This window comes from Thalassospira sp. MCCC 1A01428 (assembly GCF_002115825.1).
In the GTDB taxonomy this organism is placed as follows: Bacteria; Pseudomonadota; Alphaproteobacteria; order Rhodospirillales; family Thalassospiraceae; genus Thalassospira.
Map to the genome: position 1 here is coordinate 146,381 of NZ_JFJZ01000005.1, position 25,767 is coordinate 172,147.

A 25,767-nucleotide genomic window follows, 5' to 3' on the forward strand; every position below is an offset into this window, starting at 1 on the left:
ATCACAAATCCACAAAAGAATGGCAGCCATGCATAACCGGAACGGCCTGATCACATCAAACTGATGCAACAACCCGATCAGGCCTGCGCCCCTACCGGAGCAGGCAAATAAATACGGGCGCGCAAACCACCCTGACTGGAATCTTCAAGATATATCTCACCACCATGCGCCCGAACGGCCGTTCTTGCAATTGCCAATCCCAGGCCAATCCCGCCGGTTTCCTGATTGCGCGATTCCTCCAACCGAAAAAACGGCTCGAAGACACGTTCACGTTGATCCGCCGGAATACCGGGGCCATCATCACATACATTAATCCACAGGCCGCCGTCTTGCGCACCAACTACAGAGACAAAAACATTGGTCCCATAAGCCAACCCGTTTGCCAGCAAATTACCCAGGGCCCGCTTGATCGACAATGGACGGCAGGCATAGGAAAAATGCTCAATCCCGGTTTCAAATGTCACCGCATGGCCGGTTTCTTCAAGATCAGCACAACATGCCTCGACCAACGCCACCAGATCGATCTTACGGGTTTTTTCATCGGCAGTTTCTTCACGGGCAAATGTCATGGCAGCAGCAACCATTTGCTCCATCTCGTTTAGGGTTTCAATAATTTTGCGCCGGTTTTCCAGGTCTTCGACAAATTCGGCACGTAAACGCAAACTGGTAATCGGCGTACGCAAATCATGCGAAATCGCGGCCAACATCCGGGTGCGATCTTCGACAAAACGCTTAAGGCGTGCCGTCATCTGGTTAAAGGCACGCGCAGCATGACGAATTTCCAGTGGTCCCTTTTCGGCAACCGGTTCGGGGAAATCACCGCGCCCCACCCGATCGGCTGCAACGGCAAGCGCCTTCCAGGGCCGGGTGATGCGCCGGGCAACAAAAAACGCAATAATCCCAATTAAAACAGCCGATAAAGCAACCCGCACAATACTTTGAAACACAACCCACGGCGGGGCCGAAAAATTATTGATCCGGGCGTCAAGCCAAATGGTCGGGCTGACAATGGTGGTTTGAGAAACAATATCATCATCATCGGTATGAACATTGACATCGGGTTTATTACCAGGAAAACCACCTTGTACTGCGGAGCGTCCGGTACTGGCCGGTGCCAGATCCAATGCCGCATCCTCCCCGCCGTCAGAACCGGAATTGTCATTTCCCATGCCTGTCGCATCGCCGTCAAGCAGGCCAAAAATCGGGACGGCAACCCCCATCACCGGTGGGCCATCGCAGGAAATATTACTAAAAAAGCGCCGAAATTTCAGTTTTTTGTGTTCGTGTTTGTCTTTTTCGCTTTTGTCGGACTTTTCATAACGTTCTTCATCTTCACGCAGGCGTTGATGTTCGCGATGACGTTCCTGGCGACAATCGCTTTCCGACAAAAAACTGACATGGGCAGCAATGGGCGGGTTACCAAGGGCCGCATTCACCCGCTCGGACAACAGCCGGGTCACATCTGTTTTTTCGCTATAGATTACCGGCTTGCTTAGCAAACGCAGCTGGAATTGCGGGCTTTGCGCCACGCGCAACACATCGCGCCAGTTTTCGCGCGGGGTGGTTGCCAGGATACGCGAAATCGCGGCCACCCGCGACAATGCCCCGCCGCGCCGTTCCGACAACAGGGCATCATGGCGTTCTTCAGCCAGTAACACTGCCAGAACAACATGGGTCAAAATAACCGCGCCTAACAACAGGGCAATTAACTGTGCCGCCAATGTGCGCGGCCACAACCGAAACAAAACCCGTTTCATTGTGATACGGCATCCACTGTCAGCATATATCCCCCACCCCATACAGTTTTAATAATCACCGGGTTTTTGGGGTCCGGTTCAATCTTTTTGCGCAAACGACTTACCTGATTGTCAATACTGCGATCAAAGGGCGCAGCTTCGCGGCCCTTGGTAATATCCAGCAACTGATCACGGGTTAACACCATGCGTGGATGTTCAACAAAGGCATTAAGCAGGGCGAATTCTCCGGCACTAAGGGGCATTACCATGTCATCGTCATTGCGCAATTCATGGCGGTTGCGGTCCAGCACCCAGCGATCAAAGCACACCTCGCCCCCAGCCAGCGGGCGTTTGCGCCCCGTCGGCAGGCTTTGCGCCCGGCGCAACACCGCCTTGATCCGGGCCAACAATTCACGCGGATTAAACGGCTTGGCCAAATAATCATCCGCGCCCATTTCAAGGCCGATGATACGGTCGGTTTCCTCGCCAAGGGCGGTTAACATAACAACTGGCATGTCGTGGCTTTCGCGCAGCCATCGGCACAGGCTCAACCCGTCTTCGCCCGGCATCATCAAATCAAGCACCACCAGATCGGGCATAATTTCATCGGCCAGTAATTTGCGCATTTCCTTGCCATCGGCAGCCAACGTCACCCGATAACCATGCTGGCGCAAATAACGACCAATCAGATCACGAATATCGCGGTGATCATCAACGACCAGAATATGTGCTGTCTCCGACATCCGCTTTGTCCTGCTGTGAAGTATCATTACATGCAAACTTAACGCAGTAATCCCGCCGGGGATAACGATCAATTTGTATCAGACTGTCGCAAAACCGGGCATTGCGACAGTCTGCGACCATTTTACCCGTTTACCGGGATCATTTCGCGACATTTGTCAGGTTAGATGGCTTCGTCAAACGGTTCCCCCAACGTGACGAGGATAAAATGAACACAACCCGTAAACTGATGATGACTGCCACCGTTCTTGCTTTCACCCTGGGTGTAATCCCAACGGCATCGGCGCTGGCGCAAAACCGCCCCGATGATATGCGCAGCGAAATGCACGAAGGCATGCGCGGTGATTGTCAGGGCGGTAAATTTCATCATGGCGATTTTGACCAGAAAAAAGGCGGGTTCCCTGGCCATCACGGCATGATGAAAGCCATGAAGCGCGACACCCCGCTTTCAGTGGACGAAGCCCGTTTGTTAATCGACGCCATGTTATTGCGCCACGCCAATACCGACCTTAAAACCGGCAAGGTAGACGCCAGCAAAGACGGCAAGCAAATTACGCTGGGACTGGTGAATGCCAAAGGCGACATTGTGAAAAACATTACGCTGGATGCCTTTACCGGCCGTCCGGAACGGGGCGAGTTTCGGGAATTGCGTCACATGATGGGCAAACCTGACCGCAAGGACCGCTTTAACACCCAATATAGCACCGAGCAGATGGAAACCCTGACCAAAGCCATGATCCTGATGCGCGGCAAGAGCGACCTTGTGCTGGGCAAATTGACCGAAACTGACCGTGGCACCTATATCGCAACCATTACCAACAAAGGCGGCGACATTGTGCGCGAAGTTGAGCTTAGCCGCGTTACTGCTCGCCCGATCGACGGTCACCCGGCATTTGGCTCTGAGGGCGCTCTGAAAAAGATGTAATCCTGCAGTTTGATTTTCATAAAAAAGAACCGCGACAACACCTTGCCAATCTTCACCCGGACCTCCCCCTCCGCTTTGCCCGTAAGGTGTGCATGGCTCTTTTTCGTCCGGTGTATCAACCCCAACCGATATGTCAAACCGGACAAACTGATGGCCCTGCTTTATGCAGGGCCATTCTTTTTACCCCTCATGCACAAGAATAATTGACGCCTTCGGTATTTCGGATAATTCTTTCTTTTTAGAAGGATCGCCCCATGACTGTTTCCGAAATTTCTGCCCACCCCAGAACCGCCCTGCTAGACGACATTCCCGCAATTACAACGCTTTGGCAGGAAACAAACCTGTATCGCCCCTATAATCCGCCCGCGTGGGATATTTCCTTTGCAATTAGTTCCGATAACGCAACCCTGCTGGTATGGGAAAATGTAAATGGCGTTATCATTGGCACCGTCATGATGGGCCATGATGGCCATCGCGGCTGGATTTATTACCTTTCGGTGGCCCCCGATTATCAAAAAACCGGGCTGGGGCGCCGTTTGATGCGTCAGGGCGAAAACTGGCTACGTGAACATGGCGTATGGCGGATGCAACTTATGGTGCGGTCCGAAAACGGCAAAGTTCAGGATTTTTACCGCCATCTTGGCTATCGGGCGCTGGATGTTACCGTAATGCAAAAAGACATCGACACGGCCCCGGCCGATCGCGGTGCACCGTTTGAACCGCCCATCAACGAAAACTGATTTATAATCACTGGCCTGGCGCAATTATCACGTTACCTTACGGATTATGCCCTAACGCATAATCCGGCCAGGCAACAAAGCCGCATCACCTGTCACCACGACGCTTCCATACGGCTATTTTATGTTGCCAGGCTCAGGCAACATGCAAAACCCTCCTGAAGGCAGGTTTCGGCATTGCGCCACACATAGCCTGTACCCTCGAACTGGCGCACCACAATTACCAGGTGCCCACCACGGCACTCGGTCAGCCTTTGCCTTACATCTTTTGCGACACTTTTTGTCAGCCTGTTTTATTTGGCGGCCTCGGCACTGCTGGTGGATGCAGGTTCCGATAGGTTGTTTTTATTTTCGGCCAAATGCAGGGTGTTGCGCGCAATGCGTCGGGTACGGGTAAACAGCCGATGAATGCGTTCAATCACCGAAATTTCAACCGGTACAGCTTCACATCTTCCTCGCTATTGCCGACCTTTTGCGCAATTAATAACTGCATATGGTCCAGCCGGGCGCTAAAAGCGGCCTTGCTGGCAATCAGGGCTTCGGCACGGGGGCCATCTTCATCGGCCAGCGCATGAAGGGCTGATTGCAATGCGGTTTCAGCATCGCGAAACAAAGTTATAAGGCCATCGGCGGTTTCACCATCAGGTTCGCGCCCCAGCCGGCTTAACCGGGTTAAAAGGTCTGCCAGTTCCTCGCTAACGATATCGCCGATGGCTTCAAGGTTGTTGGCAACCGCAACCAGTTCTTCCAGTCGGGCGCGGTCGGCCGGGGCGGCATCTTCGTGACGCAGGCGCACGGCATAGGCCACGATTGCCTCCTGCAAGGCATCAACGCCGTCGTCCTGCTCGGCAATGCCTTGCAAATGGCGGGGATCGCGATGCAACAGGCAATGCCGGCCCTGTTGTGCCATGTCGCGCACAATATCGCCCATATGCAAAACTTCCTGCTTCATCACCGCCAACGCCGCCGCCGGGGTGTGGATCATATCATTATTCAGGTATTTTGGTTTTGCATCCAGGCTACGGCCAGATGCCGCATTATCTGGAACAATTTGCTTGATTAATCGCGCCATCATGGGCACGGCACCAATCATAAGCACAACATTCAAAATATTGAAAATGCTATGTGCATTGGCAATTTGCCGGGCGATGTCTTCGTGCCCGGCCCCACTGGCAATGGCCCCGCCATGGCTTGGTGTAATATCGCGCACAATATCGGCCAGCAGCGGAGTAAGCGGCAACCAGATTAAAACACCAACCACGTTAAAAGCAACATGGGCGATGGCCGTGCGCAATGCCTCGCGGTTTTTGCCAATAGTACCTAATAAGGCCGTCACGCAGGTGCCAATGTTTGCGCCAAATATCAATGCGATGCCAGTATCAAGCGATAACAACCCTTGCCCGGCCAGCACAATCACAATACCGGTAGTTGCGGCACTGGACTGCACCAGGGCGGTAAACAGGGCGGCAATGGCAATGCCCAATACCGGGTTGGTCATTTGCGCCATAACGGTAATAAAGGGCTGATAATGGCGCAATGGCTCCATTGCTTCGCCCATCATGCCCATCCCGAAAAACAACAGGCCAAGGCCCAAAATGGCGCGCCCCAGCTGCGCCCATCGTTCAATGCGAATAAAAAACATCGCCGCAAAACCAACTGCAATCAGAACCGGTGCAATTTCATTAATTTGAAAGGCAATAATTTGCGCCGTCAGGGTACTGCCAACATTGGCCCCCATAATAACCGCGATGGATTGTTGCAGGGTCATTAACCCGGCAGATACAAATCCCACCACCAGCACCGTCGTTACCGATGATGATTGCAAAAGTGCCGTGATGACCGCCCCCGACACCACGGCAACAAACCTGTTGCGGGTCATTTTACCCAAAAACAATCGCAGCTTAGAACCCGCCAGGACACGCAACGCCCCGGCCAAATGGTCCATGCCATATAAAAACAGGGCCAGCCCCCCCAAAAGCTGAACCACCATCCAGCCCTTGCGTAAGGTTTCGCCCCCCGTATTGGCGGTGCCCCCGGCGTTTTCCGCCACACCTGCACCTGGCCCCATTTGCGCCCATGCGCCAGCAACAAACGATGGCACCAGGATAAAGGCGCACAGCAAAAATAACGCCGCACAAGTCAAATGGCGGGCAGACGACGTGGCTGGCTTGAAACGCATTTGGAACACCCGCAAAACAAAATCTGATCCTCAATCTATAGATCAGGTTTGCCGTTCCGTTTGGAATAGATCAAATGCAACAGGAAATATATTTACCACCCCGCATTCTTGCGGGGTGGCGTTAGCTTGCGGGTCATAGATTACCGGTTATTGGGCGGCCCGAACAAACTTACCATCCTGCGCCAGTCGTGCGCGCAGCCGGGAAATTTCGTTTTCGCTTAACCGCAAACCAAGTTTGGACCGCCGCCAGATCACATCTTCCACATCATGCGCCCATTCCTGACCGATCAGGTACTGTAATTCGGCTTCGTATAAACCCTGCCCATAATGCTGGCCCAAATCATCCAGGCTTCCGGCATCCGCCAAGATAACTGTTATTTTACTGCCATAAGCCCGCAACAAACGATGCAACATGGTTTTTGGCAACCAGGGATAACGCTGGCCGTAATGATCAAGGGCAACATCAAAACCACCGGGTAAATCACCACCCGGCAACACGGCATTTTCCGTCCACGAAACATCATCGCGGTTAAGTTTTTTGCAAATGATCTGCAAGGCGTGCTCGGCCAGCTTTCGATAGGTGGTAATTTTGCCGCCAAAAATGTTCAAAAGCGGCGCATGGCCCGGCCCGTCATCCAGCTTCAGGGTATAATCACGCGATACCTTCGATGCGTTTTCGCTTTCACCACCATACAGCGGCCGCACCCCGGAATAGGCCCAGACAACCGTGTCCGGTGTAACCGGTTTTTTAAAATAGCTGGTTGCCAGTTCGCACAAATAGGCTGTTTCATCTTCGGTGATTTTCACCCTGGATGGATCGCCTTTATAGTCAATATCGGTGGTGCCGATCAGGGTAAAATCGCCCTGATAGGGGATGGCAAAAACAATGCGACCATCGGGGTTTTGAAAAATATAGCATTTGTCATGATCAAACAGTTTGGGCACCACAATGTGGCTGCCTTTAACCAAACGAATTGATGCTGTTTTTTGCGCATCCACCACACCATTTTGCGGATCAATCAGCGACGCACACCACGGCCCCGCAGCATTCACCAGCATTTTACCGCGCACAACACGGGCATCGCCGCCATCCTTGCCGCGCAAGGTAACGTCCCAGCCATCTGCATGGCGCACCGCGCCAACACATTCTGTCCGGGTTAAAATTTCGGCCCCGCGATCACGCGCATCCATGGCATTCAGCACGACCAGACGCGCATCATCAACCCAACAATCAGAATAAACAAACCCCTTGCGCAATTCCCCCTTTAAAGGTTGCCCGGCAGCATGGGTTGCCAGATTAATGCCTTCGCTGCCCGGCAGTTTTTTACGCCCGCCCAAATGATCATATAAAAACAGCCCCAACCGGATCATCCATGTGGGGCGCAATCCCGGCACATGGGGCAACACAAAGCGCAAAGGCCAAATAATATGTGGCGCATTGCCCCACAAAACTTCGCGTTCCTTCAATGCTTCGCGCACCAGGCGAAATTCATAATGCTCCAGGTACCGCAACCCGCCATGGATAAGTTTGGTACTGGCCGAAGATGTCGCACTGGCAAGGTCGTTCATTTCGCACAGTAAAACACGTAAACCACGCCCGGCGGCATCACGCGCAATGCCGGTGCCGTTAATACCACCACCAATAACCACAAGGTCATAATCCCCGCCAGGGACGGGCCGGGTTTTAAGTGCTGAACCGGATTGCTGCGACGCGCTTGACATTGCCTTGACCTTGATAATTTTTCTGAATGAACGTTATTTATTTCATTTACGAACATTTTTCAAGATGGAGATTATGACATTTTGAAAGTCAGCACCGAATATCGCCCTGTGGGATCGTCGCCATACAGCTTCGCAACACAACATTTTGGACGCATAAAACACTGAAATCAGGAAATTATCTTCTTGCACGCAGGGCAAACTGCAAGCCACCGATTACCAAAACGCAACCAAAATGTAATATTTCGAAAATATTTTCGAGAGATGCAAACCATCACACGCAAAGGACATCTGCGCGCATATACGGCATCAAACAGGCAGGAAAATATCAATCCGGCAGGGTAGAACCACCCTGCCCGCTATTGCCAGCGTTGCTGCCAGGCCGACAACATCAGGATCGACCATAAACGATGGGCATTATTGGTGGCCCCGCTTTGATGATCTTTCATTGCCCGGTCGATTATTTTGCGATCAAGACCAAAATCGTCATACAGGGCGGGCCGGGCCAGTAAATCATTGGCCCAATCGCGCAATGGCCCGCGCAACCACGCGGCTAATGGCACACCAAAACCGGTTTTGGGCCGGTTAATCAGCTCGTCGGGTACGTATTTGTGCAATATTCGGCGCAGGGCGATTTTCCCTACCCCGTCATCAATCTTTAAATGTACTGGCAAACGCCAGCCAAATTCAATCACGCGATGATCAATCAGGGGCACGCGCACCTCAAGCGAGGCCGCCATTGATGCCCGGTCAACCTTGGTCAGCACATCGTCGACCATATACATCATCGTATCCATAACCTGCATCGACGACACATAATCAAGGTTACGATTGCGCGAAAATTTCTCGCCCGGCACATGAAAAGGTGCCGGCTTTTCTCCATCATGGCCACCCGGACGCAAGGTCGCCGGGTCCCACAATTCCAGCAGGGCAACATAACGGTCAATATCGTTGCCAATCGCCAGAAGCGGCGCGACCTTATGAATTTTATCACCAATCGTGCCCGCTTTACCGCCAATCGGCAAAACCGAACACACACGGTCCCACTGGCGCGGCGATAGCAGGGTCAAGGCACTGGCGATCTGCCGTGCGCCAAACGGAATGGACTTTGCCGTTTTTGCCAGGTTTTTGGCCCATAAATAGCGATTATATCCGCCAAATGTTTCATCCCCGCCATCGCCCGACAGGGCCACGGTGACTTCCTTGCGCGTCAAAGTCGACATTAATGCCGTGGGGATGCCCGAACTGTCAAAAAACGGTTCATCATACATATCGGCCAGTTTGGGCACGATATTCAGGGCGTCATCGGCGGTTACATAAAGCTCGGTATGGTCCGTGCCCAAGTGTTTTGCCACCGCACCGGCAAAGGCGGCTTCGTTAAAGGCCTCGTCTTCGAACCCGATGGAATAGGTTTTGACAGGGCGGTCCGATACCGACTGCATCAGGGCAACGATGGTCGATGAATCAATTCCGCCCGACAAAAACGCACCAAGGGGCACATCGGCCACCATTCGGCGTTGCACGGCATCACGCAGCAAATCTTCCAGGGCTTCAATCGCGCTATCGTCATCCCCGGCCCAGCGGTTGTTGCGGCCATTTAAAACCACATCTTCCATTGACCAGTAAACGGAATCACGAATTTGCCCGTCGCTATCAATTTCAATCATATGACCGGGGCGCAATTGCCGTGTTTTGCGATATATCGATTGGCCCGACGGCACATAACCAAAGCGCAAATAAGCGTCAAGCGCCCCGCTATCCACATCACGCGGGCATATGCCACCCGCAACCAGTGCCTTTAATTCCGATGCAAAGCCAAATTTGCCGTCATGATGCGTCCAATATAACGGCTTGATACCCAGCCGGTCGCGGATCATGGTCAATTTACGATTTTGCCGGTCCCACAACACAATGGCGAACATGCCAATCAGCAATTTCAGGGTTTCGGCAATGCCCCAATGGGCAAAACCTTCCAATATCACTTCGCTGTCGGAATGGCCGCGCCAGGCAATATTGTTGCGGGCCAGTTTGGCGCGCAAATCCTCGGCATTATAAACTTCGCCATTATAGACCATTACATAACGGCCATCGGCGGAATGCATGGGCTGTTTGCCGGCATCGCTCAAATCAATAATTGCCAAACGCCGTTGCCCCAGGGCAATTGCAGCGGCATCATCTATCCATACATCACCGCTATCGGGGCCGCGATGCAGCAAGGCAGTGTTCATGGCAGCAACCGTGTCGCCAAGGCTGCCGTGTTCTGATTGCTTTGGTATCCACAGGCCGGTAATACCGCACATAAAATGCCCCTGCTGCCCTGATCAATTCGCCCGCGATAAATGCCGCTTTCCGGATCTGCTCCGGTAATAGCGAACGCCGGCGCGCGCGACAATGGAAATCAGTAACTTTTCTTTCATGCCGGGTTAAGGCATAAGCATGGAATGCTGAAACTTGACCGTATTTTCATTCGCATCTTGCAAATCTTGCAAACCAATGGCCGGATATCGAACCTCGATTTATCCGAGGCGGTAAACCTGTCACCATCACCATGCCTGGAACGGGTGCGCAAACTCGAAGAAAACGGCATGATTTCGCAATATATTGCCGATATCGACCTCGATAAGATCGGTGCAAATTTGCATGTAATGGCCGAAGTCACCCTGGGCAGCCACCTGGTGGAGGATTTCAAACAGTTTGAAGCCGCCATTGCCGAAGTCGACGAAGTTATTTCATGTTACAAAATCGCCGGGCCATTCGATTACAGCCTTGATATGATCTGCCGCGATATTCCGCATTTTAACAGCATCAAGGAAAAGCTGATCAAAGACAGCATCGGCATCGAAACCTTTCGCGGCCATATCGTTATGGAACGCACCAAAAGTTTCGCGGGCTACCCGCTCGACAGCCTGACTGCCCCCACCCCGTTGCGCGGTGTGCTGTCCGATTAAACCAGCCGCAACAAACAGCCCAAAAGCCATTTGTTCAGGTTTCGGATTCATCCGAATTTAGAAATCCACCTTCCCACTAAGTACCTCATTAAACGCCTCAAAGATCGGATTAGACAGGTTGTTCGATCCGTTCGGTGTGTCAGAAGCCTTATCCAAAATGGCCTTAAGGTCGCTGAACGATAACTGGCTGCACAGCATCGACAATATAAACCAAAAGTAGATAGGCCGTGGCGTATCCCGGCCAATCATAGCTGCTATTGTTATCCCCCGGTCATTTGCCAACGGTACGAATGCCGTCCCCACACGGAACCTGTTGGCACCAGAAACGGCATTTTCAAAATCACAGGTCACATAAAGCACCCCGATAGGGCGCACTATGTTTGGCAGTCGTTTGCCTTGATAATCCGGGGTTTTCATAACGCGGCTATCGATAAACCCATAGCTGACCATCACATCCAGATACGCGCTCGGCACCTGGTCAGGACAACCTTTAACCCGCGCACGCACACCCAGTTGCATTATCGGCCCCGGTGCTGGAACCGGCCCTGCTTATAGCCCCTCGTTTTCATGTTCTAAAACCAGGCGATACCGTTGCGGCCGGTACGCTCGATGCCGTATTTTTCCATTTTGCGATAAAGGGTATTCCGGCTGATCCCCAGCATTTTTGCGGTTTTGCTCACATGCCAGCACTGATCGTTCAGGGCTTGGCCAAGGGCATCGCGCTCGGCCTGCCACAGGGGGTTATGGCCGTTGGTCTGCTTCGGCGCCGGTGCATCGGCGGTTTTGATCAATCCCTGCAAATCATCGGGCAGGTGCGACACCTTGATGACGCCGTTTTCGGCAAAAACACAGGCATATTGCAACACATTAACCAGTTCGCGCACATTGCCAGGCCAGTTATGGCGCTGCAACAGATCCATCACACTATCGTCGCAGCGCACCGGGCCATTTCTGGCAAACCCCGCCAACAACCGCGCCACCAGATCGGCCATATCTGCCCGTTCGCGCAGCGGCGGCAAAGCCAGGCGCGCGCCCTTGATGCGATATAACAGGTCTTCGCGGAACTTGCCGTTGGCAACCGCATGGGCCAAATCAACATTGGATGCACAAATCAGCCGAAAATTTACCGGCACCGACTTGGTACTGCCCAACGGCTCGACACAACGTTGTTCCAGCACCCGCAATAACCGCCCCTGAATACCCACCGGCATATCGCCAATTTCATCCAGAAACAGTGTACCTCCGTCGGCCTGTTTAATGCGCCCGCCAAACCCGTCGCGCGCGGCCCCGGTAAAGGCTCCGCTGGCATGACCAAACAATTCACTTTCAATCAGGCTTTCGGGCAAGGCCGCACAGTTAATGGCAACAAACGGTTTACCCGCCCCCATGGCACTATTGTGAATGGCGCGCGCCAAATGTTCCTTGCCGCTGCCGGTTTCACCCGACATCAGCAGGTGAATATCATTGGCCAGCAATTTGCTGCCCATCTGAAACAAGCGACGAAGGACGCCGTCCTGATCGGGAATATCATGGCTGTCATTGGCCGGATGCTTTGCCGGCTGTGGTTTTGCGGTATAAAAACGGCGACGCTGTTTTTCGGGCAGGGTTAACTGGCCAAACATCACCCCGCCACCGCCAATTGGCACGGCCTGCGTGCCGGTATTGCTCGTGGCAACCGGGTTTACAGGCATCATCCGCGCCATTAAGCTGTCCAGGTCCGCGCCCAGCAGGGACTGAATATTTTGCGCTCCGCCCAACGCCGAAAGCAACCTGCGTGCAAGGGCCGTGCTGCCGGTAATCGCCCCGTCCGGGCGCACCGCGATCAGGGCGTCGCGCGCGGTGCCAACATGTTCGGCATCGGGGTGCAAATGCACGATAATATCGTTAGCGCATTCATCAAAAAACAAAATGCGTTCCAGCGCGTCGGCATAATCGGCCACCAGGCTGCGTACCCGCAGGCAATCTTCACGGCGAATGTCATTGCGCACGGCGGAAACATCAAGCACCGAACACACTTTGCCATCCGGATCAAACACCGGTGCCGCAGTGCAGGTCAGCCCGGCATGCTGGGTTAAAAAATGTTCGTCCTTGTGAATGGTGATAGGCCGCCCTTCAACCAGACAGGTACCAATACCATTGGTCCCTTCGCGTTCCTCGCTCCAGATCGCCCCTGGCAAAAGGCCGTTGGTACGAAAAGAAGGCAGCATGGAATGGGCGGCGACGCTATCAAGAATAACCCCGTCGCGGTCGGTTAGAAAAACCGCATACCCCGCCGTATCGATCTTGCGATACAGGGTGCGCACCATTTCATGGGCATGGTGAAACAACCGGCCACTACGATCCCGGCGCTGGCGGGTCTGGCTTTCAGATATAATTTCGGGGCGTCGGGCTGTTTCGTGAACAAGACCGAACTGGTCGTGGCATCGCTGCCACGAATCAAGGACAGCACGGTTCTGGGCAACACCGCTCAGTTGCAAGGCAGCCTCGATCCGTCCACCGGCATGGCTTCCAGACATCAGACGTTCCTTTTTCCTGTGCCGGTTGTTTTCATGGCCTGTTTTCTGGCCTGCACTGCGTAGGAACAGCAACCCGGTCACCGCCAAATCCTAACAAAGCCCGCGACAAGCACCAACCTGTTTCGTCACCCTGCGACCAAAGCATAAAAGATGTGTCAAAAACGAAACATTTTGTCCCAACTGTCACGGTCCTCCCGCCAGAACGGGACACAACATCCTCAGCATAAAAATCCTGCAACCCTTTGAAAGTTATAAAATTTTACCTGTCTCGTATCATTCGCCACAACTTGGCACAGCCTTTGCCAGACTGAAGATGGAGAAATTAAAAAAGTGGCAAAACGCCATTCATCACGGAGGTTAAGTTCAAATGATCTACAAAAACCCTGGCGATTCCGACAGCCTTGTTTCTTTCAAATCACGTTATGAAAACTTTATCGGTGGCGAATGGGTCGCCCCGGCAAAGGGCCGCTATTTTGAAAATGTGTCGCCGGTAAATGGCAAGGTTTTCTGTGAAATTGCCCGTTCCAGCGAAGAAGACGTTAACAAGGCGATTGATGCTGCCCAGGCTGTTGCCGAAAAATGGGGCAAAACATCGGTTACGGACCGCGCCAATATCCTCAATAAAATCGCCGACCGCATGGAACAGAACCTGGAAATGCTGGCGGTAGCCGAAACCTGGGACAATGGCAAGGCCGTGCGCGAAACACTGGCAGCCGACATTCCGCTGGCGATTGACCATTTCCGTTATTTTGCCGGTGCCATCCGCGCACAGGAAGGCTCCCTTGGCGAAATTGATGACAACACCGTTGCCTATCATTTCCATGAACCGCTGGGCGTTGTTGGCCAGATCATTCCCTGGAACTTCCCGATCCTGATGGCGGTTTGGAAGCTGGCTCCGGCACTGGCCGCTGGCAACTGCGTTGTTTTAAAACCGGCCGAACAAACCCCGGCATCCATCTGTGTGTTACTGGACCTGATTGGTGACTTGCTACCTGCCGGTGTATTGAACGTTGTACAGGGCTTTGGCGTCGAAGCTGGCAAGCCGCTGGCACAAAGCAACCGCATCGCCAAAATCGCCTTTACCGGCGAAACCACCACTGGCCGTCTGATCATGCAATATGCCAGTGAAAACATCATTCCGGTCACCCTGGAACTCGGCGGCAAATCACCCAACATTTTCTTTGCCGACGTCATGGCACAGGACGATGACTTCCGCCAGAAAGCCGCCGAAGGACTAACCATGTTTGCCTTGAATCAGGGCGAAGTTTGCACCTGCCCGTCGCGTGCGCTGGTCCAGGAAAGCATCTATGACAAATTCATGGATAACGTTCTCTCGCGCGTTGCCAAAATCAAACAGGGCAACCCGCTTGATACCGACACCATGATCGGCGCACAGGCATCCACCGAACAGATGGAAAAGATCCTGTCCTATCTTGATATTGGCAAACAGGAAAAAGCCGAAGTTTTGTGTGGTGGCAACAGGGCCGAACTTGAAGGCGACCTGGCGGGCGGATTTTATATCCAGCCGACCATTTTCAAGGGCCACAACAAGATGCGCATCTTCCAGGAAGAAATCTTTGGCCCGGTGGTCTCTGTCACCACCTTCAAGGACGAAGCCGAAGCCATGCACCTTGCCAATGACACCCTTTATGGTCTGGGTGCCGGTGTCTGGACCCGCGATGCCAACCGTGCTTACCGCTTTGGGCGCGGCATCAAGGCTGGCCGTGTCTGGACCAACTGTTACCACCTCTATCCGGCCCATGCTGCCTTTGGCGGTTACAAGCAGTCGGGTATCGGTCGTGAAAACCACAAGATGATGCTGAACCATTATCAGCAAACTAAAAATCTGCTGGTCAGCTACGATCCGAAACCGATGGGCTTCTTCTGATTTCTTCCTGAGCGTTGCCGGGCCGTCTCCCTCCCGGGTGGCCCGGCAACATTCCCGGAACAGGAGCCAGAAATGACCAATGATAAAGCGCCTTCTTCCAGCGAAACAACAAACGACAAAACTGCAAACGATATTCCGCCCCGCGTCACCGCAACCGATGCCGCAATCGCCCTGATACGGACCTTGAAAGACATTCACGGTCCGGTGATGTTTCATCAATCAGGTGGATGTTGTGACGGCAGCGCGCCAATGTGCTTCGCCCTGGGCGATTTCAAAACCGGCGCGCAGGATGTATTGCTGGGCGAAATTGAAGAAAGCCCTTTTTATATCGGGGCTGCACAATTTGAATATTGGCGACATACCCAGCTGATCATTGATGTGGTTGATGGCCGTGGCGGCATGTTCTCGCTTGAAGGCCCCGAAGGAAAACGCTTTTTAACCCGATCACGCGTATTTAGCGACGATGAATGGGCAAAACTAAAGGACACAGAGCAAACAAAAACCTGAAAACCCGGCTGACTAGCGACCAGCCCAAAACCACATTGTACACAGCGAGATAAAACGGAGCCGGTCTTTACCCCGATCTGGTTTATGTGGCGCAAACACCTTGCCTCCCGTCCCATGCGAGTTGTCCACCCCGCCCCGGACGGTCCCGGTTGCGCCAACGCTTTATCTTGCAAACTTGTCCGCCACCCGCAACGGGATGGCGGACTTTTTTTGCCGTGTAGCAGTAACGACGAGGACGAAGCAGTTCACTCCTCCTTCCTCACCTGAAACCAACATATGGCGTATATATTCAATTAAATTTTGTCAATATTATCGGCATCATGTCTCGAGCAGTGCATAAATTCCGATACGAACTTCGTGATCAATCAGGCGATCTGCAATACTGCCAGCAACCCAAACGCAGCCAACGACAAGCAGATAAGAGATAATTTGGCAGCAAACACAACCCGCCCGCCGGCATTCATGACACTGCGCACATCAACACTTAGCCCCAATGCGGCCATGGCCATCACCGTTAAGATCGACGAGACATGCTGCATCGGAATAACCGCTGCGTCAGGAAGCAGCCCCATTGATCGCAATGTCATCATGGCAAGAAAACCAACAATAAACCATGGCAACAATTTGCTGATCGGCAGACCCACACCGCGTCCCGCCTTTACGGCCTGCATACCATCATTCTGCCGATCATCTGCCGTCGCGCTATCGCCGTCATTTACCATCGTCATCGCGCTTGCACCTGCGCCGGCGGGCAAAACAGAAACGGTTTCAGCCCGCGCCACATTATTGCGCGCCATCTGGCGGCGCGCCCCCAGCCCTAACGCACAAATCACAGGCCCAAGCATTAAAACCCGCACCAGTTTAACCAAAGTGCCAATTTGCGTTGCCACCAGCCCTGCCGGGGCCGTTGCCGCAAGCACCTGGGGCACGGCATAAACCGTTAACCCGGCGAAAACCCCGTATTGCGTTGCCGACATTCCCAATGCATGCTGCAAAAAAGGCAAAACCAGCACAAAAACCACCCCTAAAACGGCGGTAAAGGCAATTGACGCCGCCACATCTTCGGCGTCAGCTTCGATCACCGGGGCGGTAGCGGCAATTGCCGAATTGCCACAAATCGAATTACCACAGGCTACCAGTATCGCCAGCCGCACTGGCAACCCCAATGCCCGGCCAATGATATAGCTAACGGCCAGGCTCAGGCACACCACCAGCACAATACCACCCACCAGGTAAAATCCGGCTCCTGCCAAGGCTTCAATGCTGATCGACGCCCCCAACAGCACAATCGCCACTTCCAGGATGGTTTTGGCACTAAAGTTAACACCGGCATCAAATTTATCCGGTAAGCCAAAAATACTGCGCCATGCCGTACCCAGCAAAATCGCCAGTACCAGCCCCTCAATCCACGGATGCCCAAACAAACTTAATTCAACCTTCTCGCCAATCTGCGCCACCAGTGAAATTACTGCTGTCAATGCAAGGCCGGGCAAAAGCAATTTGATACGATCAAAAATTAACATCGCGACACCTGTAGAATTGATACAGGCGGAATTTCACATTTTACACAGTTCGTTTCCATCGAATAAAATGATATAAATCATTCGATTTTACTGCACGATTAAACAAGGCCATCGCACCATGACATTCGAACAATTGCGCATTTTTGTTGCCGTGGCCCAGCGCGAACATCTGACACGGGCAGCCGAAATCATCAATCTCACACCATCTGCCGTTAGTGCCGCAATCAAAAACCTGGAAACTTTTTATGGGGTGGAGCTGTTTCACCGCGTCGGACGGCGGATCGAACTGACCGATACCGGGCGGATTTTTCTGGTCGAGGCCCGCGCCACCCTTGCCCGCGCCCGTGCCGCCGAATTAACCCTTACCGAACTGGGCGGATTACAGCGCGGCACGTTAAATGTATCGGCCAGCCAGACCATCGCCAGTTACTGGCTACCGCCAGTGTTAATGTGCTTTCACGACCAATACCCGCGTATCGAAATTAACCTTGTGATTGGCAATACCAAAAATGTCAGCGACGCTATTGTCGAAGGCGCTGCCGATTTAGGCTTTATCGAAGGCAAAATAAACGAACCCGCCCTGATGATGCGCGAAATTGCCAAAGACGCATTGATGGTGGTAGTTGGCCCCGATCATATCTGGGCCAAATCAGCAGCACCTTTAACCTTCGATGATTTGGTCACACACACCAGCTGGGTTTTGCGTGAAACCGGGTCAGGTACGCGATCCGAATTTGAAAATGCCCTGAAACGTGCCGGGCAAAACGCCGATGACCTTAATGTCGTGCTGACATTACCTTCAAATGAATCGGTAATTTCGGCCGCAGCCGCCGGCAACGCTGCCACCGTCGTTTCCAGCAGCGTCGCCCTGCCTTTCATCGAACAGGGCCGATTATTTGCCGCAAACATCACCCTGCCCGAACGGTCTTTCATGATGCTGCATCACAAGGAACGTCATCATAGCCGCGCGGCCAGCGTGCTCGCCGATATTGCGCTGAACAATTAAACTCTAAGTCCACCCCGATCAAACATTCATAGACCAAGTATCAAAAACAGTCCCTTTACCGATCCATTTTTCTTTAAAGTTGTCCTATTGCCGGGGCAAAGACTTAACGCACCCAAAACTGAATATCACATTTTAACGGGTTCCCGTACTGCATCGGCAGCATAAAACTATTCGTACGTTTCTACAGCGGGCAATCGTGCTTCGCCTATGAGCAAAGCACGAGAAATAATTACGGTCTGCGCGACTATCCAAAAAATAAACACCACACCGCCGAATAGACTAAAAAGGAAGCTCCCCCACAAACGAACTCCCAAAGTAAGTTCAACAGGCACCCCGCCATTTCCAACCTTGGAAATTAAAATTGGCAGCACGACAGCAAACAAAATACCTGCCATCACCAAAAAAACCGGCAAAATAAAAAAATGGCGACTTACGAGATACCAAAAGCTCTTTCTTCCACGAAGAAGAGCACGGTTCCAAGTTTTATCCTCACACCAAACAGCCGAAGCTGGCCAGGTCACCGACAACGCAACGACAACACATACAACCAGAGAACATATCGCCCCCAAAGTAATCATGAGTTTAATGGCCGGCGGCTTTGAACCCAAAGCAAAAATCATGAGAAGAACGACAATTTGAATGAGCATCGTTAAGCCAAAGACGGCAAGAAACATTAGCAGAAATCGCTTTGAGAATTTTTTTACGTTTTTCTTCTTCTCCGATAAAAGTGCATCCCAGGACGACTTTCCACCCAGAATAGTAGAGTGCACAACATACATCAAAATCGAAATCATAAAAACACTCAGAACTGCCAAAGGGATGTCATACAAATATGATATTAAAGTGGTCGACCAAGAAAGATCCATTCCTCTGCCTGAGATAAGAGACGAATCAAAATACGTACTCAAAACTGTAACAATAATAAGCCCCACATAAACAACACTTATTATCGGCAGATTCGCCAAAAATGCAGACCAACTATCGGCAAGAACCCAACGATCGAATTTTGGACACAATGATTTTTGCTCAAATTCCTTATGTTCAATTTCAGTCATTTCCCCCGCCCTGATTAAAAAGAAACCCCAATTACCTATCTAATCCACTAGAAAAATATCTCGCCTGACAACGAGGATGCTAATATCAAAATATATAGTATATTAAACATCGCAGAGATCTAGGAATTTCAAGCATTTGACAACAAGTAAACGGATGCAAATTTAGGAAACTTGAGTTTCTTCGTACTACTCCTTGAACATGCAGAATGGCTCTTCATGCAACTTCAAAACAAAAAATTGCTCCAGTTTTACACGCGATGATTATCACGGATCGCCCCAGTCCCCCCATACGAAAGCTCCTGTAGTTTTTGGCACATGTAGTTTTTTGTAATTATTTCAATGAAAATTGCGCGTTCGCAATGCAGCATTCAAGCAAGTGCTTTACCAAAAGATCGGTGCCGGTAAAGATGACCTTCAGATCCCGAGGTTGCGTAGGCTGGCGCCCAAGAACACCCCATCGAGATGGGTGTCGCCTTTACCTGATCACTAGCCCAATGGCTGCAAAACAGTCTTTGCGCAGGCAGAGGCATCAAATACAGGGAGCTTCGCTTAACATAAGGACAACCAGGCAATGCTTGATCCTGACATACTGGCGCGTGTGCAATTTGCCTTTACCATGGCATTTCACATTATCTTCCCGTCCCTGACCATCGGGCTGGCCAGTTTTCTTCTGGTGCTTGAAGCGATGTGGCTGCGCACCGGCAATGATACATATCTGTCGCTTTATAAATTCTGGATAAAAATCTTTGCCCTGGCCTTTGGCATGGGGGTGGTTTCGGGCATTGTTATGTCCTACCAGTTTGGCACCAACTGGGGGCCGTTTTCCAAACTTTCCGGCCCGGTTATTGGCCCGCTTATGGCCTATGAAGTGCTAACCGCATTTTTCCTTGAGGCCGGTTTTCTCGGCGTCATGCTGTTTGGACTTAACAAGGTTGGCCCAAAACTGCACATTACCGCTACCGCCATGGTCGCCATCGGCACGCTGTTTTCGGCATTCTGGATTTTATCTGCCAACAGCTGGATGCAAACCCCGGCTGGCTACGCCATTGAAACCGGGCGCATTGTTGTTGAAAACTGGTTTGATGTTATTTTTAATCCCAGTTTTCCCTATCGTCTGGTCCATATGGTGCTGGCGGCCTATCTGACCACCGCCTTTGTTGTGGCGGGCGTGGGCGCGTGGCACTTGCTGCGCAACCGCGAAAACAATGCGGCACGCATCATGTTTTCCATGGCCCTGTGGCTGATCACGATTTTTGCCCCCTTGCAAATCATTGCGGGCGACATGCATGGCCTTAATACACTTGAACACCAGCCCGCCAAAGTCGCCGCCATGGAAGGCCATTTTGAAACCACCAAGGGTGGCACCCCGCTAATCCTGTTTGGCTGGCCCGATATGGCGGCGGGTGAAACCAAATATGCCGTTGAAATTCCCTATCTTGGCTCCATCATTTTAACCCATACGCTGGATGGTGAAATTCGCGGATTAAACGAATTTGCCCCCGAAGATCGGCCCAACGCCCCCATTCTGTTCTGGTCCTTCCGCATCATGGTCGGCCTTGGCACCCTGATGTTGCTGGTCGCGGCTGGCAGCCTGTGGGCGCGCTATCGCAAAACATTGTTTGACTGCAAATGGCTGCATCGTTTTGCCCTGATCATGGGGCCAAGCGGCTTTATTGCCATTCTGGCGGGATGGATCACCACCGAAGTGGGCCGACAGCCCTGGGTGATATACGGCATCATGCGCACCGCCGATGCCGGATCGCCCATATCGCCGGTGGCCATTGCCGGGTCGCTTGCCGCGTTCTTTGTTGCCTATACCATCGTCTTTGGTGTTGGTACCGCCTATATCCTGCGCGCCATGCGCCAGGACCCGCGCCACGCCCATATTGATCCGCACGAAATCTATCGCGCCGATCATGCCAATGTTGTCGATCATATCGACACATCGAAACATTAACCGGCAGGAGAAAGATTATGGATTATCAACTTATCTGGGTCCTGCTGATTGCTTTTTCCGTCTTTGCCTATGTCACGCTTGATGGCTTTGATCTGGGTATCGGCATTCTGTTTCCGTTTGAAAGGAAATCGGAAAACCGGGGCAAAATGATGAATTCCATCGCCCCGATCTGGGATGGCAATGAAACATGGCTGGTACTGGGCGGCGGTGGTCTTTATGCAACCTTTCCGGCAGCCTATTCCTTGCTAATGACGGCTTTTTACATTCCCGTCATTATTATGTTGCTGGCATTGGTGTTTCGCGGGGTGGCGTTTGAATTTCGCTTTAAAAGCCGCAACCATACCAACCACTGGGATGTTGCCTTTGCCACGGGCTCCATTCTTGCCGCAGCTATGCAAGGGGCGATGCTCGGCGCCTTTATCGAAGGCATTAACATCAAGGACGGACATTTTATTGGCGGCGCGTTTGACTGGATCAGCCCGTTTTCAGTGTTCTGTGCCACGGCCGTTGTTGTCGGCTATGCCCTGCTTGGCGCAGGTTGGCTGATTATGAAATGCGACGGCCCCTTGCAAGGCAAATTACGCGCCATTGCCAAACCCGCGGTGATCTGGATGGCGGCCAATCTTGGCGTTGTTTCGCTAATGACGACCTATTTAAACCCGGCCTATGGCGAACGCTGGTTTTCAACACCGAACATTTATTACCTCGCCCCGATCCCGATTGTGACGGTAGGGTTGATGTTCTGGCTATGGCATGCGGTGAAACGGCGGGAAAAGACCGTTTTTGGCATTACACTTTCGGTGTTTTTCCTAAGCTATCTGGGCTTTGGCATCACGCTGTTTCCCCATATCGTGCCGCCGGTTATCAGCTTTCGCGATGCGGCATCGCCAGACAACAGCCTGTCTTTCATGCTGGTGGGGGCGGCCATCTTGCTGCCAATCATTCTGGGTTATACCGCCTATGCCTATTACGTGTTTCGCGGCAAAATTGACGATGCAGGGTATCATTAATCATGGCGCAGGTTCAAAACAGCAAAACACAACGTCTTTTATGGTTTGTCGGGCTTTATCTGGCCGGGCTTGGCACACTGACCATCGTTGCCTATGGCCTGCGTGCCCTGATGGGGCTTAACTAATACAAGTTTTCTATAAGTGAAACTCATTGAGAACTTGTTAGGCGCGACAGCGCCGCGCGGCCCAAGAGCGATTGGCAAGGGCTTCAGAGAAGCCCGCCCGCCGATTGACGGCTGCACTGATCGGTTTCGATCAGCGCAAACTTGGTATAAGTCAAACAACAAACGGGCCACCCAACATTCAGGGTGGCCCGTTTTCATTTCGGCTAAAGTAAAACAGCAAACCCTGCCCGTCAGGCGGTCGCAACAGGTTTGCGTGCCCAAATACCAACTGTCACGGCCAAACCGGCAACAATCATTAACGCGCTTAACCCTAAAATTACCCAGCCGGTTTGTGCCGGGCTTGCCGCCAAACCCACAATTAACCCGGAAAGCGGCAGGCTAAGATTATTAAACAAAATCACCACCCCGGTGGTTTTACCAAGGTCGCGGGCAGGAATAATGCGCTGGCGGGCCGTACGAATGTAAACCGCATACATGCCGTCAAACCCCAAAATAAAGACAAAACCCAACGCATAAACCCAGTAATTGGGGCTGAACGCGGTAATGATACCTCCTACAATAACCATGACATAACCAATGGCACCAATACGCCCGATACCCATATTCGTTGCCGCAATAATCAACAGCACAGCAACCGTTGCCAGGGCTCCCAGCGTTTGCAAAAGCGCATAATAATTGCCGGGCAAGTCAAACAGGCCGGTTACCATTGCCGCCGAGGTTGCCAGTGTCGCCCCGAAAACAAGGTTGATCGCAGCGGTTAAAATCACCAGCCGCTTTAGGCCCGGTAAATACATCACATGATGAAACGCGACCCGCAACGGGGCCATAAACGGCGTTGTGGTGACTTCGGGTTCAATCAGCTCTACGGTATTGATCCGCCGCCAAACCATCATTGCGGCTTCGCCCAGCAAAAACAAAACCACAGCCCCGCCCACAACCACCTGCCAGTTGGTCACCCCAAACAGGGTAGCCGCCGCCAGCGGGCCAATAATGATGCAGCATTGATCCACTGTTTGCGCCAGAGACTGCACCCGGTCAAACCGGGCAGTGGCAAAAATTTGCGGCAGCATCACTTCGCGCGCCATAAAACCCTGGCTTGCCAGCACCCCGCACAAGGCCGAAATCATCACCACCCAGACCGGATTGGGGTAAAAGGCAAAACAAACCAGCCCCGCTGTGGCAATAACGGCCCGGCCCAGCTGGGTCATCCGAATTAGGCGAATGGGGGAAACGCGATCCGACAAAATACCGCAAAAGGGAAAACACAGCGTACGCGGCAGGGTTTCCACCGCATAGGCCAGCCCGGAAAGGGCAACACTTTGGGTCGTCTGGTAAACGACCAAAGGCACAATAAACAGCAAAAACTGATCGCCCAAACGGGCAGAAAACATCGAGGCAAAAAACAGCCTGGCGTTAAGGGTCATCGGGTGGGGCTTTCGGCAAAACGGCGTGGTGGCGCCAAAAATGATCTTTTGACGATATACCCGCTCTGCGCGCAGTCAATTAAATCAGCAGCGCGAAAAAAGCCGCCCTGCCATGCATTTAGCGCAGATATTCAAACGGATATACTCCCCCTCCTAACGCACCTGCACCCTGTTAAAGCACAAAACTGGCTCTTGAATATTGCCCCTGCTCCACAAGCTCACACGTTAAGGCATCCTGACTATTGCGCAGGGATAGAAAGAATTTAACCATCATCCGAATGTTCCCGCCGGTCAAGCCACCCGCGACACCGATACCGCAAACACATCAACCACCGTACGAAACAGGTTAATACTGATTATGCACACGCCGGATCAACGCAGCCAACCGTTCGATCCCGGCACGAATGCGCTGCGGTTTTTCGGTCGCGAAACTAAGCCTTGCGGTATTACACCCGCCGTGATCACAGAAAAAAGCCTGACCAGGAACGAAGGCAACCTTTGCTTCCTCCAATGCCAGCTCCAGCAACTGGCGACTATCGATATTTTCTGGCAAGGTCAGCCAGATAAACATGCCCCCTTCCGGGCGGGTATAGGTCACACCTTCGGGCATAAAGTCATCAAGCGCGGCCAGCATGGTGTCGCGTTTATGGCGATAGGCATCGCGCAGGGTGTCAATATGGGCCGGGAACAATTTGTGCGCTGCCCGCAAGGCGACTTCCTGATTGATGGTTGAAACATGCAAATCCCCGGCCTGTTTCATCAATACCAGCCGTTCAATCGCCGGGCGCGGCGCACAAACCCAACCAATGCGAAGGGCCGGTGCCAGCGTTTTTGAAAATGTACCCAACTGAATGACCGTGCCGGCATTCTGATCGCCATGCGTTTCATCAAGCGCCAACAACGACGGGGCGACATCGCCGTCATAAGACAGCTTGGAATATGCTGCGTCCTCCAGAATAACCGCGCCGTATTTGCGCGCAACCTCTAGCACCGCCAAACGGCGTTCCAGACTATAGGATCGCCCGGTCGGATTTTGAAAATCCGGTGCTAAATAGGCAATCCGCGCGCCCGCCGCAAAGGCAGCGTCAAGGTCGGCAACCACCGGGCCATCTGCATCCATAGCCACACCGACATAGGTCGGACGGCGCATGGAAAACGCCTGCATCGCCCCCAGATAGGTCGGCTTTTCAACAACAATTTCCCGTCCCGGCTCCAGCAGCAGCCGGGCCAGCATATCCAGCCCCTGCTGTGCGCCACAGGTGATCAGGATGTTATCAATACCGCGCACAGCCCCGCTTGATGCCAGATCATCGACAATCCACTGGCGCAAAGCTGGCAATCCTTCGCTGATCGAATATTGCAAGCTGCGGCGGCCCGCCACATCATCGTCCATCAAATCGCGGTAAACACCGTTAAAATCACCCAACGGAAAAAGTGACGGGTCCGGCACGCCCCCGGCAAAGGATGTAATTTCCGGGCGCTCTGCCACCTTCAGCAAATCGCGAATTTCAGATGCGGTCAGGGCGCGGGCATCACGAACGATCAGGTCATTCCATTGGATGGTCATGGGCGACTCTCTATATTTAGGTCAGCTTTACTGACGTTATCAAGCGAGCAACCCGGCATTAAATCAAGTTTATTTTTCAACAGATCCAATTTTTGAAATAAAATTACGCAAGTGGCTTGTCGCGACCCGCAGGTAATACTGTTTCCAACCTCGCATCCCGCACCACCTGCCGGGCAGATTTTGGCACTCTATTGTCAACAAACC

General features: G+C 52.5%; 20 protein-coding genes and 1 pseudogene. 9 read left to right on the forward strand and 12 right to left on the reverse strand.

The window, feature by feature from the left end; translation table 11 throughout:
• Positions 1–77: 77 nt before the first annotated feature.
• A pseudogene (locus THS27_RS27710) lies at positions 78–1,007 on the reverse strand (ATP-binding protein); the annotation flags it as partial.
• Between the two features lie 746 nt (positions 1,008–1,753).
• Positions 1,754–2,479, reverse strand: a complete 726-nt coding sequence (locus tag THS27_RS06425) for a response regulator (protein ID WP_085589052.1) — start codon at positions 2,477–2,479, stop codon at positions 1,754–1,756.
• Positions 2,480–2,685: 206 nt separating this feature from the next.
• Here THS27_RS06425 and THS27_RS06430 point away from each other — a divergent pair, with 206 nt between their 5' ends.
• Positions 2,686–3,402 carry a hypothetical protein gene (locus THS27_RS06430; RefSeq protein ID WP_085589054.1) on the forward strand — a complete coding sequence of 239 codons (717 nt, stop codon included), beginning with the start codon at positions 2,686–2,688 and terminating at the stop codon, positions 3,400–3,402.
• Between the two features lie 254 nt (positions 3,403–3,656).
• Positions 3,657–4,142 (forward strand): GNAT family acetyltransferase, encoded by a 486-nt coding sequence (locus THS27_RS06435; protein ID WP_085589056.1) that lies wholly within the window; start codon positions 3,657–3,659, stop codon positions 4,140–4,142.
• Between the two features lie 290 nt (positions 4,143–4,432).
• Here the strand turns inward: THS27_RS06435 and THS27_RS27570 are convergent, their stop codons facing one another.
• The 4 genes from THS27_RS27570 to asnB form a co-directional block, all read right to left on the reverse strand.
• Positions 4,433–4,561, reverse strand: a complete 129-nt coding sequence (locus THS27_RS27570) for a hypothetical protein (protein WP_256376755.1) — start codon at positions 4,559–4,561, stop codon at positions 4,433–4,435.
• Entirely contained in the window at positions 4,558–6,318 is a 1,761-nt protein-coding gene (locus THS27_RS06440) for a Na/Pi cotransporter family protein (protein WP_085589058.1), read from the reverse strand. The genes THS27_RS27570 and THS27_RS06440 overlap by 4 nt, the downstream gene beginning before the upstream one ends.
• Positions 6,319–6,465: 147 nt before the next feature.
• Complete coding sequence (gene glpD, locus THS27_RS06445; RefSeq protein WP_085589060.1) at positions 6,466–8,040, reverse strand: glycerol-3-phosphate dehydrogenase; 1,575 nt, start codon at positions 8,038–8,040, stop codon at positions 6,466–6,468.
• Between the two features lie 356 nt (positions 8,041–8,396).
• Positions 8,397–10,337, reverse strand: coding sequence for an asparagine synthase (glutamine-hydrolyzing) (asnB, locus tag THS27_RS06450; RefSeq protein WP_085589063.1), 1,941 nt, complete (start codon positions 10,335–10,337; stop codon positions 8,397–8,399).
• A gap of 141 nt (positions 10,338–10,478) precedes the next feature.
• Here asnB and THS27_RS06455 point away from each other — a divergent pair, with 141 nt between their 5' ends.
• The gene (locus THS27_RS06455; RefSeq protein ID WP_085589064.1) at positions 10,479–10,985 is read left to right on the forward strand and encodes an Lrp/AsnC family transcriptional regulator; all 507 of its coding nucleotides are present in this window, start codon (positions 10,479–10,481) and stop codon (positions 10,983–10,985) included.
• A gap of 57 nt (positions 10,986–11,042) precedes the next feature.
• Here THS27_RS06455 and THS27_RS06460 read toward each other — a convergent pair whose 3' ends face one another.
• Together THS27_RS06460 and THS27_RS06465 are read right to left on the reverse strand one after the other, a co-directional pair.
• The gene (locus THS27_RS06460; protein WP_085589065.1) at positions 11,043–11,504 is read right to left on the reverse strand and encodes a hypothetical protein; all 462 of its coding nucleotides are present in this window, start codon (positions 11,502–11,504) and stop codon (positions 11,043–11,045) included.
• A 53-nt stretch (positions 11,505–11,557) separates the two neighbouring features.
• Positions 11,558–13,501, reverse strand: a complete 1,944-nt coding sequence (locus THS27_RS06465) for a sigma-54-dependent Fis family transcriptional regulator (RefSeq protein WP_085589189.1) — start codon at positions 13,499–13,501, stop codon at positions 11,558–11,560.
• Between the two features lie 367 nt (positions 13,502–13,868).
• On the opposite strand from THS27_RS06465, the gene adh reads away from it, so the two are divergent.
• Both adh and THS27_RS06475 read left to right on the forward strand, forming a co-directional pair.
• Positions 13,869–15,389: an aldehyde dehydrogenase gene (adh, locus tag THS27_RS06470; protein WP_085589066.1), complete on the forward strand. Its 1,521-nt coding sequence runs from the start codon at positions 13,869–13,871 to the stop codon at positions 15,387–15,389.
• A gap of 72 nt (positions 15,390–15,461) precedes the next feature.
• Positions 15,462–15,896 (forward strand): DUF779 domain-containing protein, encoded by a 435-nt coding sequence (locus THS27_RS06475; RefSeq protein WP_085589067.1) that lies wholly within the window; start codon positions 15,462–15,464, stop codon positions 15,894–15,896.
• Between the two features lie 365 nt (positions 15,897–16,261).
• On the opposite strand, the gene THS27_RS06480 is transcribed toward THS27_RS06475, so the two are convergent.
• Entirely contained in the window at positions 16,262–17,419 is a 1,158-nt protein-coding gene (locus THS27_RS06480) for a YeiH family protein (protein WP_085589068.1), read from the reverse strand.
• A gap of 118 nt (positions 17,420–17,537) precedes the next feature.
• Between THS27_RS06480 and THS27_RS06485 the strand changes: the two genes are divergently transcribed.
• Positions 17,538–18,425, forward strand: a complete 888-nt coding sequence (locus THS27_RS06485) for a LysR family transcriptional regulator (RefSeq protein ID WP_085589069.1) — start codon at positions 17,538–17,540, stop codon at positions 18,423–18,425.
• Between the two features lie 167 nt (positions 18,426–18,592).
• Here THS27_RS06485 and THS27_RS06490 read toward each other — a convergent pair whose 3' ends face one another.
• A complete protein-coding gene (locus THS27_RS06490) occupies positions 18,593–19,480 on the reverse strand; it encodes a hypothetical protein (protein ID WP_085589070.1) in 888 nt (295 codons plus the stop codon).
• A gap of 571 nt (positions 19,481–20,051) precedes the next feature.
• On the opposite strand from THS27_RS06490, the gene THS27_RS06495 reads away from it, so the two are divergent.
• Genes THS27_RS06495 through THS27_RS06505 form a run of 3 tightly spaced genes read left to right on the forward strand, consistent with a single transcriptional unit; the run spans position 20,052 to position 22,572 of the window.
• The gene (locus THS27_RS06495) at positions 20,052–21,437 is read left to right on the forward strand and encodes a cytochrome ubiquinol oxidase subunit I (RefSeq protein ID WP_085589072.1); all 1,386 of its coding nucleotides are present in this window, start codon (positions 20,052–20,054) and stop codon (positions 21,435–21,437) included.
• 17 nt (positions 21,438–21,454) lie between these two features.
• On the forward strand, positions 21,455–22,447 hold the full coding sequence (cydB, locus tag THS27_RS06500; RefSeq protein ID WP_085589073.1) for a cytochrome d ubiquinol oxidase subunit II: 993 nt from the start codon (positions 21,455–21,457) through the stop codon (positions 22,445–22,447).
• Positions 22,448–22,449: 2 nt separating this feature from the next.
• Entirely contained in the window at positions 22,450–22,572 is a 123-nt protein-coding gene (locus THS27_RS06505; protein WP_085589074.1) for a DUF2474 family protein, read from the forward strand.
• Between the two features lie 230 nt (positions 22,573–22,802).
• On the opposite strand, the gene THS27_RS06510 is transcribed toward THS27_RS06505, so the two are convergent.
• On the reverse strand, positions 22,803–23,996 hold the full coding sequence (locus THS27_RS06510) for an MFS transporter (protein ID WP_085589075.1): 1,194 nt from the start codon (positions 23,994–23,996) through the stop codon (positions 22,803–22,805).
• 346 nt (positions 23,997–24,342) lie between these two features.
• Positions 24,343–25,563 carry a PLP-dependent aminotransferase family protein gene (locus THS27_RS06515; RefSeq protein WP_085589076.1) on the reverse strand — a complete coding sequence of 407 codons (1,221 nt, stop codon included), beginning with the start codon at positions 25,561–25,563 and terminating at the stop codon, positions 24,343–24,345.
• Positions 25,564–25,767 lie beyond the last annotated feature (204 nt).

Coding starts and splice junctions, on each gene's coding strand:
- THS27_RS06425 (WP_085589052.1), bottom strand. CDS start 2,479: ATGTCGGAGACAGCACATATTCTGGTCGTTGATGATCACCGCGATATT.
- THS27_RS06430 (WP_085589054.1), top strand. CDS start 2,686: ATGAACACAACCCGTAAACTGATGATGACTGCCACCGTTCTTGCTTTC.
- THS27_RS06435 (WP_085589056.1), top strand. CDS start 3,657: ATGACTGTTTCCGAAATTTCTGCCCACCCCAGAACCGCCCTGCTAGAC.
- THS27_RS06440 (WP_085589058.1), bottom strand. CDS start 6,318: ATGCGTTTCAAGCCAGCCACGTCGTCTGCCCGCCATTTGACTTGTGCG.
- glpD (WP_085589060.1), bottom strand. CDS start 8,040: ATGTCAAGCGCGTCGCAGCAATCCGGTTCAGCACTTAAAACCCGGCCC.
- asnB (WP_085589063.1), bottom strand. CDS start 10,337: ATGTGCGGTATTACCGGCCTGTGGATACCAAAGCAATCAGAACACGGC.
- THS27_RS06455 (WP_085589064.1), top strand. CDS start 10,479: ATGCTGAAACTTGACCGTATTTTCATTCGCATCTTGCAAATCTTGCAA.
- THS27_RS06460 (WP_085589065.1), bottom strand. CDS start 11,504: ATGCAACTGGGTGTGCGTGCGCGGGTTAAAGGTTGTCCTGACCAGGTG.
- THS27_RS06465 (WP_085589189.1), bottom strand. CDS start 13,501: ATGTCTGGAAGCCATGCCGGTGGACGGATCGAGGCTGCCTTGCAACTG.
- adh (WP_085589066.1), top strand. CDS start 13,869: ATGATCTACAAAAACCCTGGCGATTCCGACAGCCTTGTTTCTTTCAAA.
- THS27_RS06475 (WP_085589067.1), top strand. CDS start 15,462: ATGACCAATGATAAAGCGCCTTCTTCCAGCGAAACAACAAACGACAAA.
- THS27_RS06480 (WP_085589068.1), bottom strand. CDS start 17,419: ATGTTAATTTTTGATCGTATCAAATTGCTTTTGCCCGGCCTTGCATTG.
- THS27_RS06485 (WP_085589069.1), top strand. CDS start 17,538: ATGACATTCGAACAATTGCGCATTTTTGTTGCCGTGGCCCAGCGCGAA.
- THS27_RS06490 (WP_085589070.1), bottom strand. CDS start 19,480: ATGACTGAAATTGAACATAAGGAATTTGAGCAAAAATCATTGTGTCCA.
- THS27_RS06495 (WP_085589072.1), top strand. CDS start 20,052: ATGCTTGATCCTGACATACTGGCGCGTGTGCAATTTGCCTTTACCATG.
- cydB (WP_085589073.1), top strand. CDS start 21,455: ATGGATTATCAACTTATCTGGGTCCTGCTGATTGCTTTTTCCGTCTTT.
- THS27_RS06505 (WP_085589074.1), top strand. CDS start 22,450: ATGGCGCAGGTTCAAAACAGCAAAACACAACGTCTTTTATGGTTTGTC.
- THS27_RS06510 (WP_085589075.1), bottom strand. CDS start 23,996: ATGACCCTTAACGCCAGGCTGTTTTTTGCCTCGATGTTTTCTGCCCGT.
- THS27_RS06515 (WP_085589076.1), bottom strand. CDS start 25,563: ATGACCATCCAATGGAATGACCTGATCGTTCGTGATGCCCGCGCCCTG.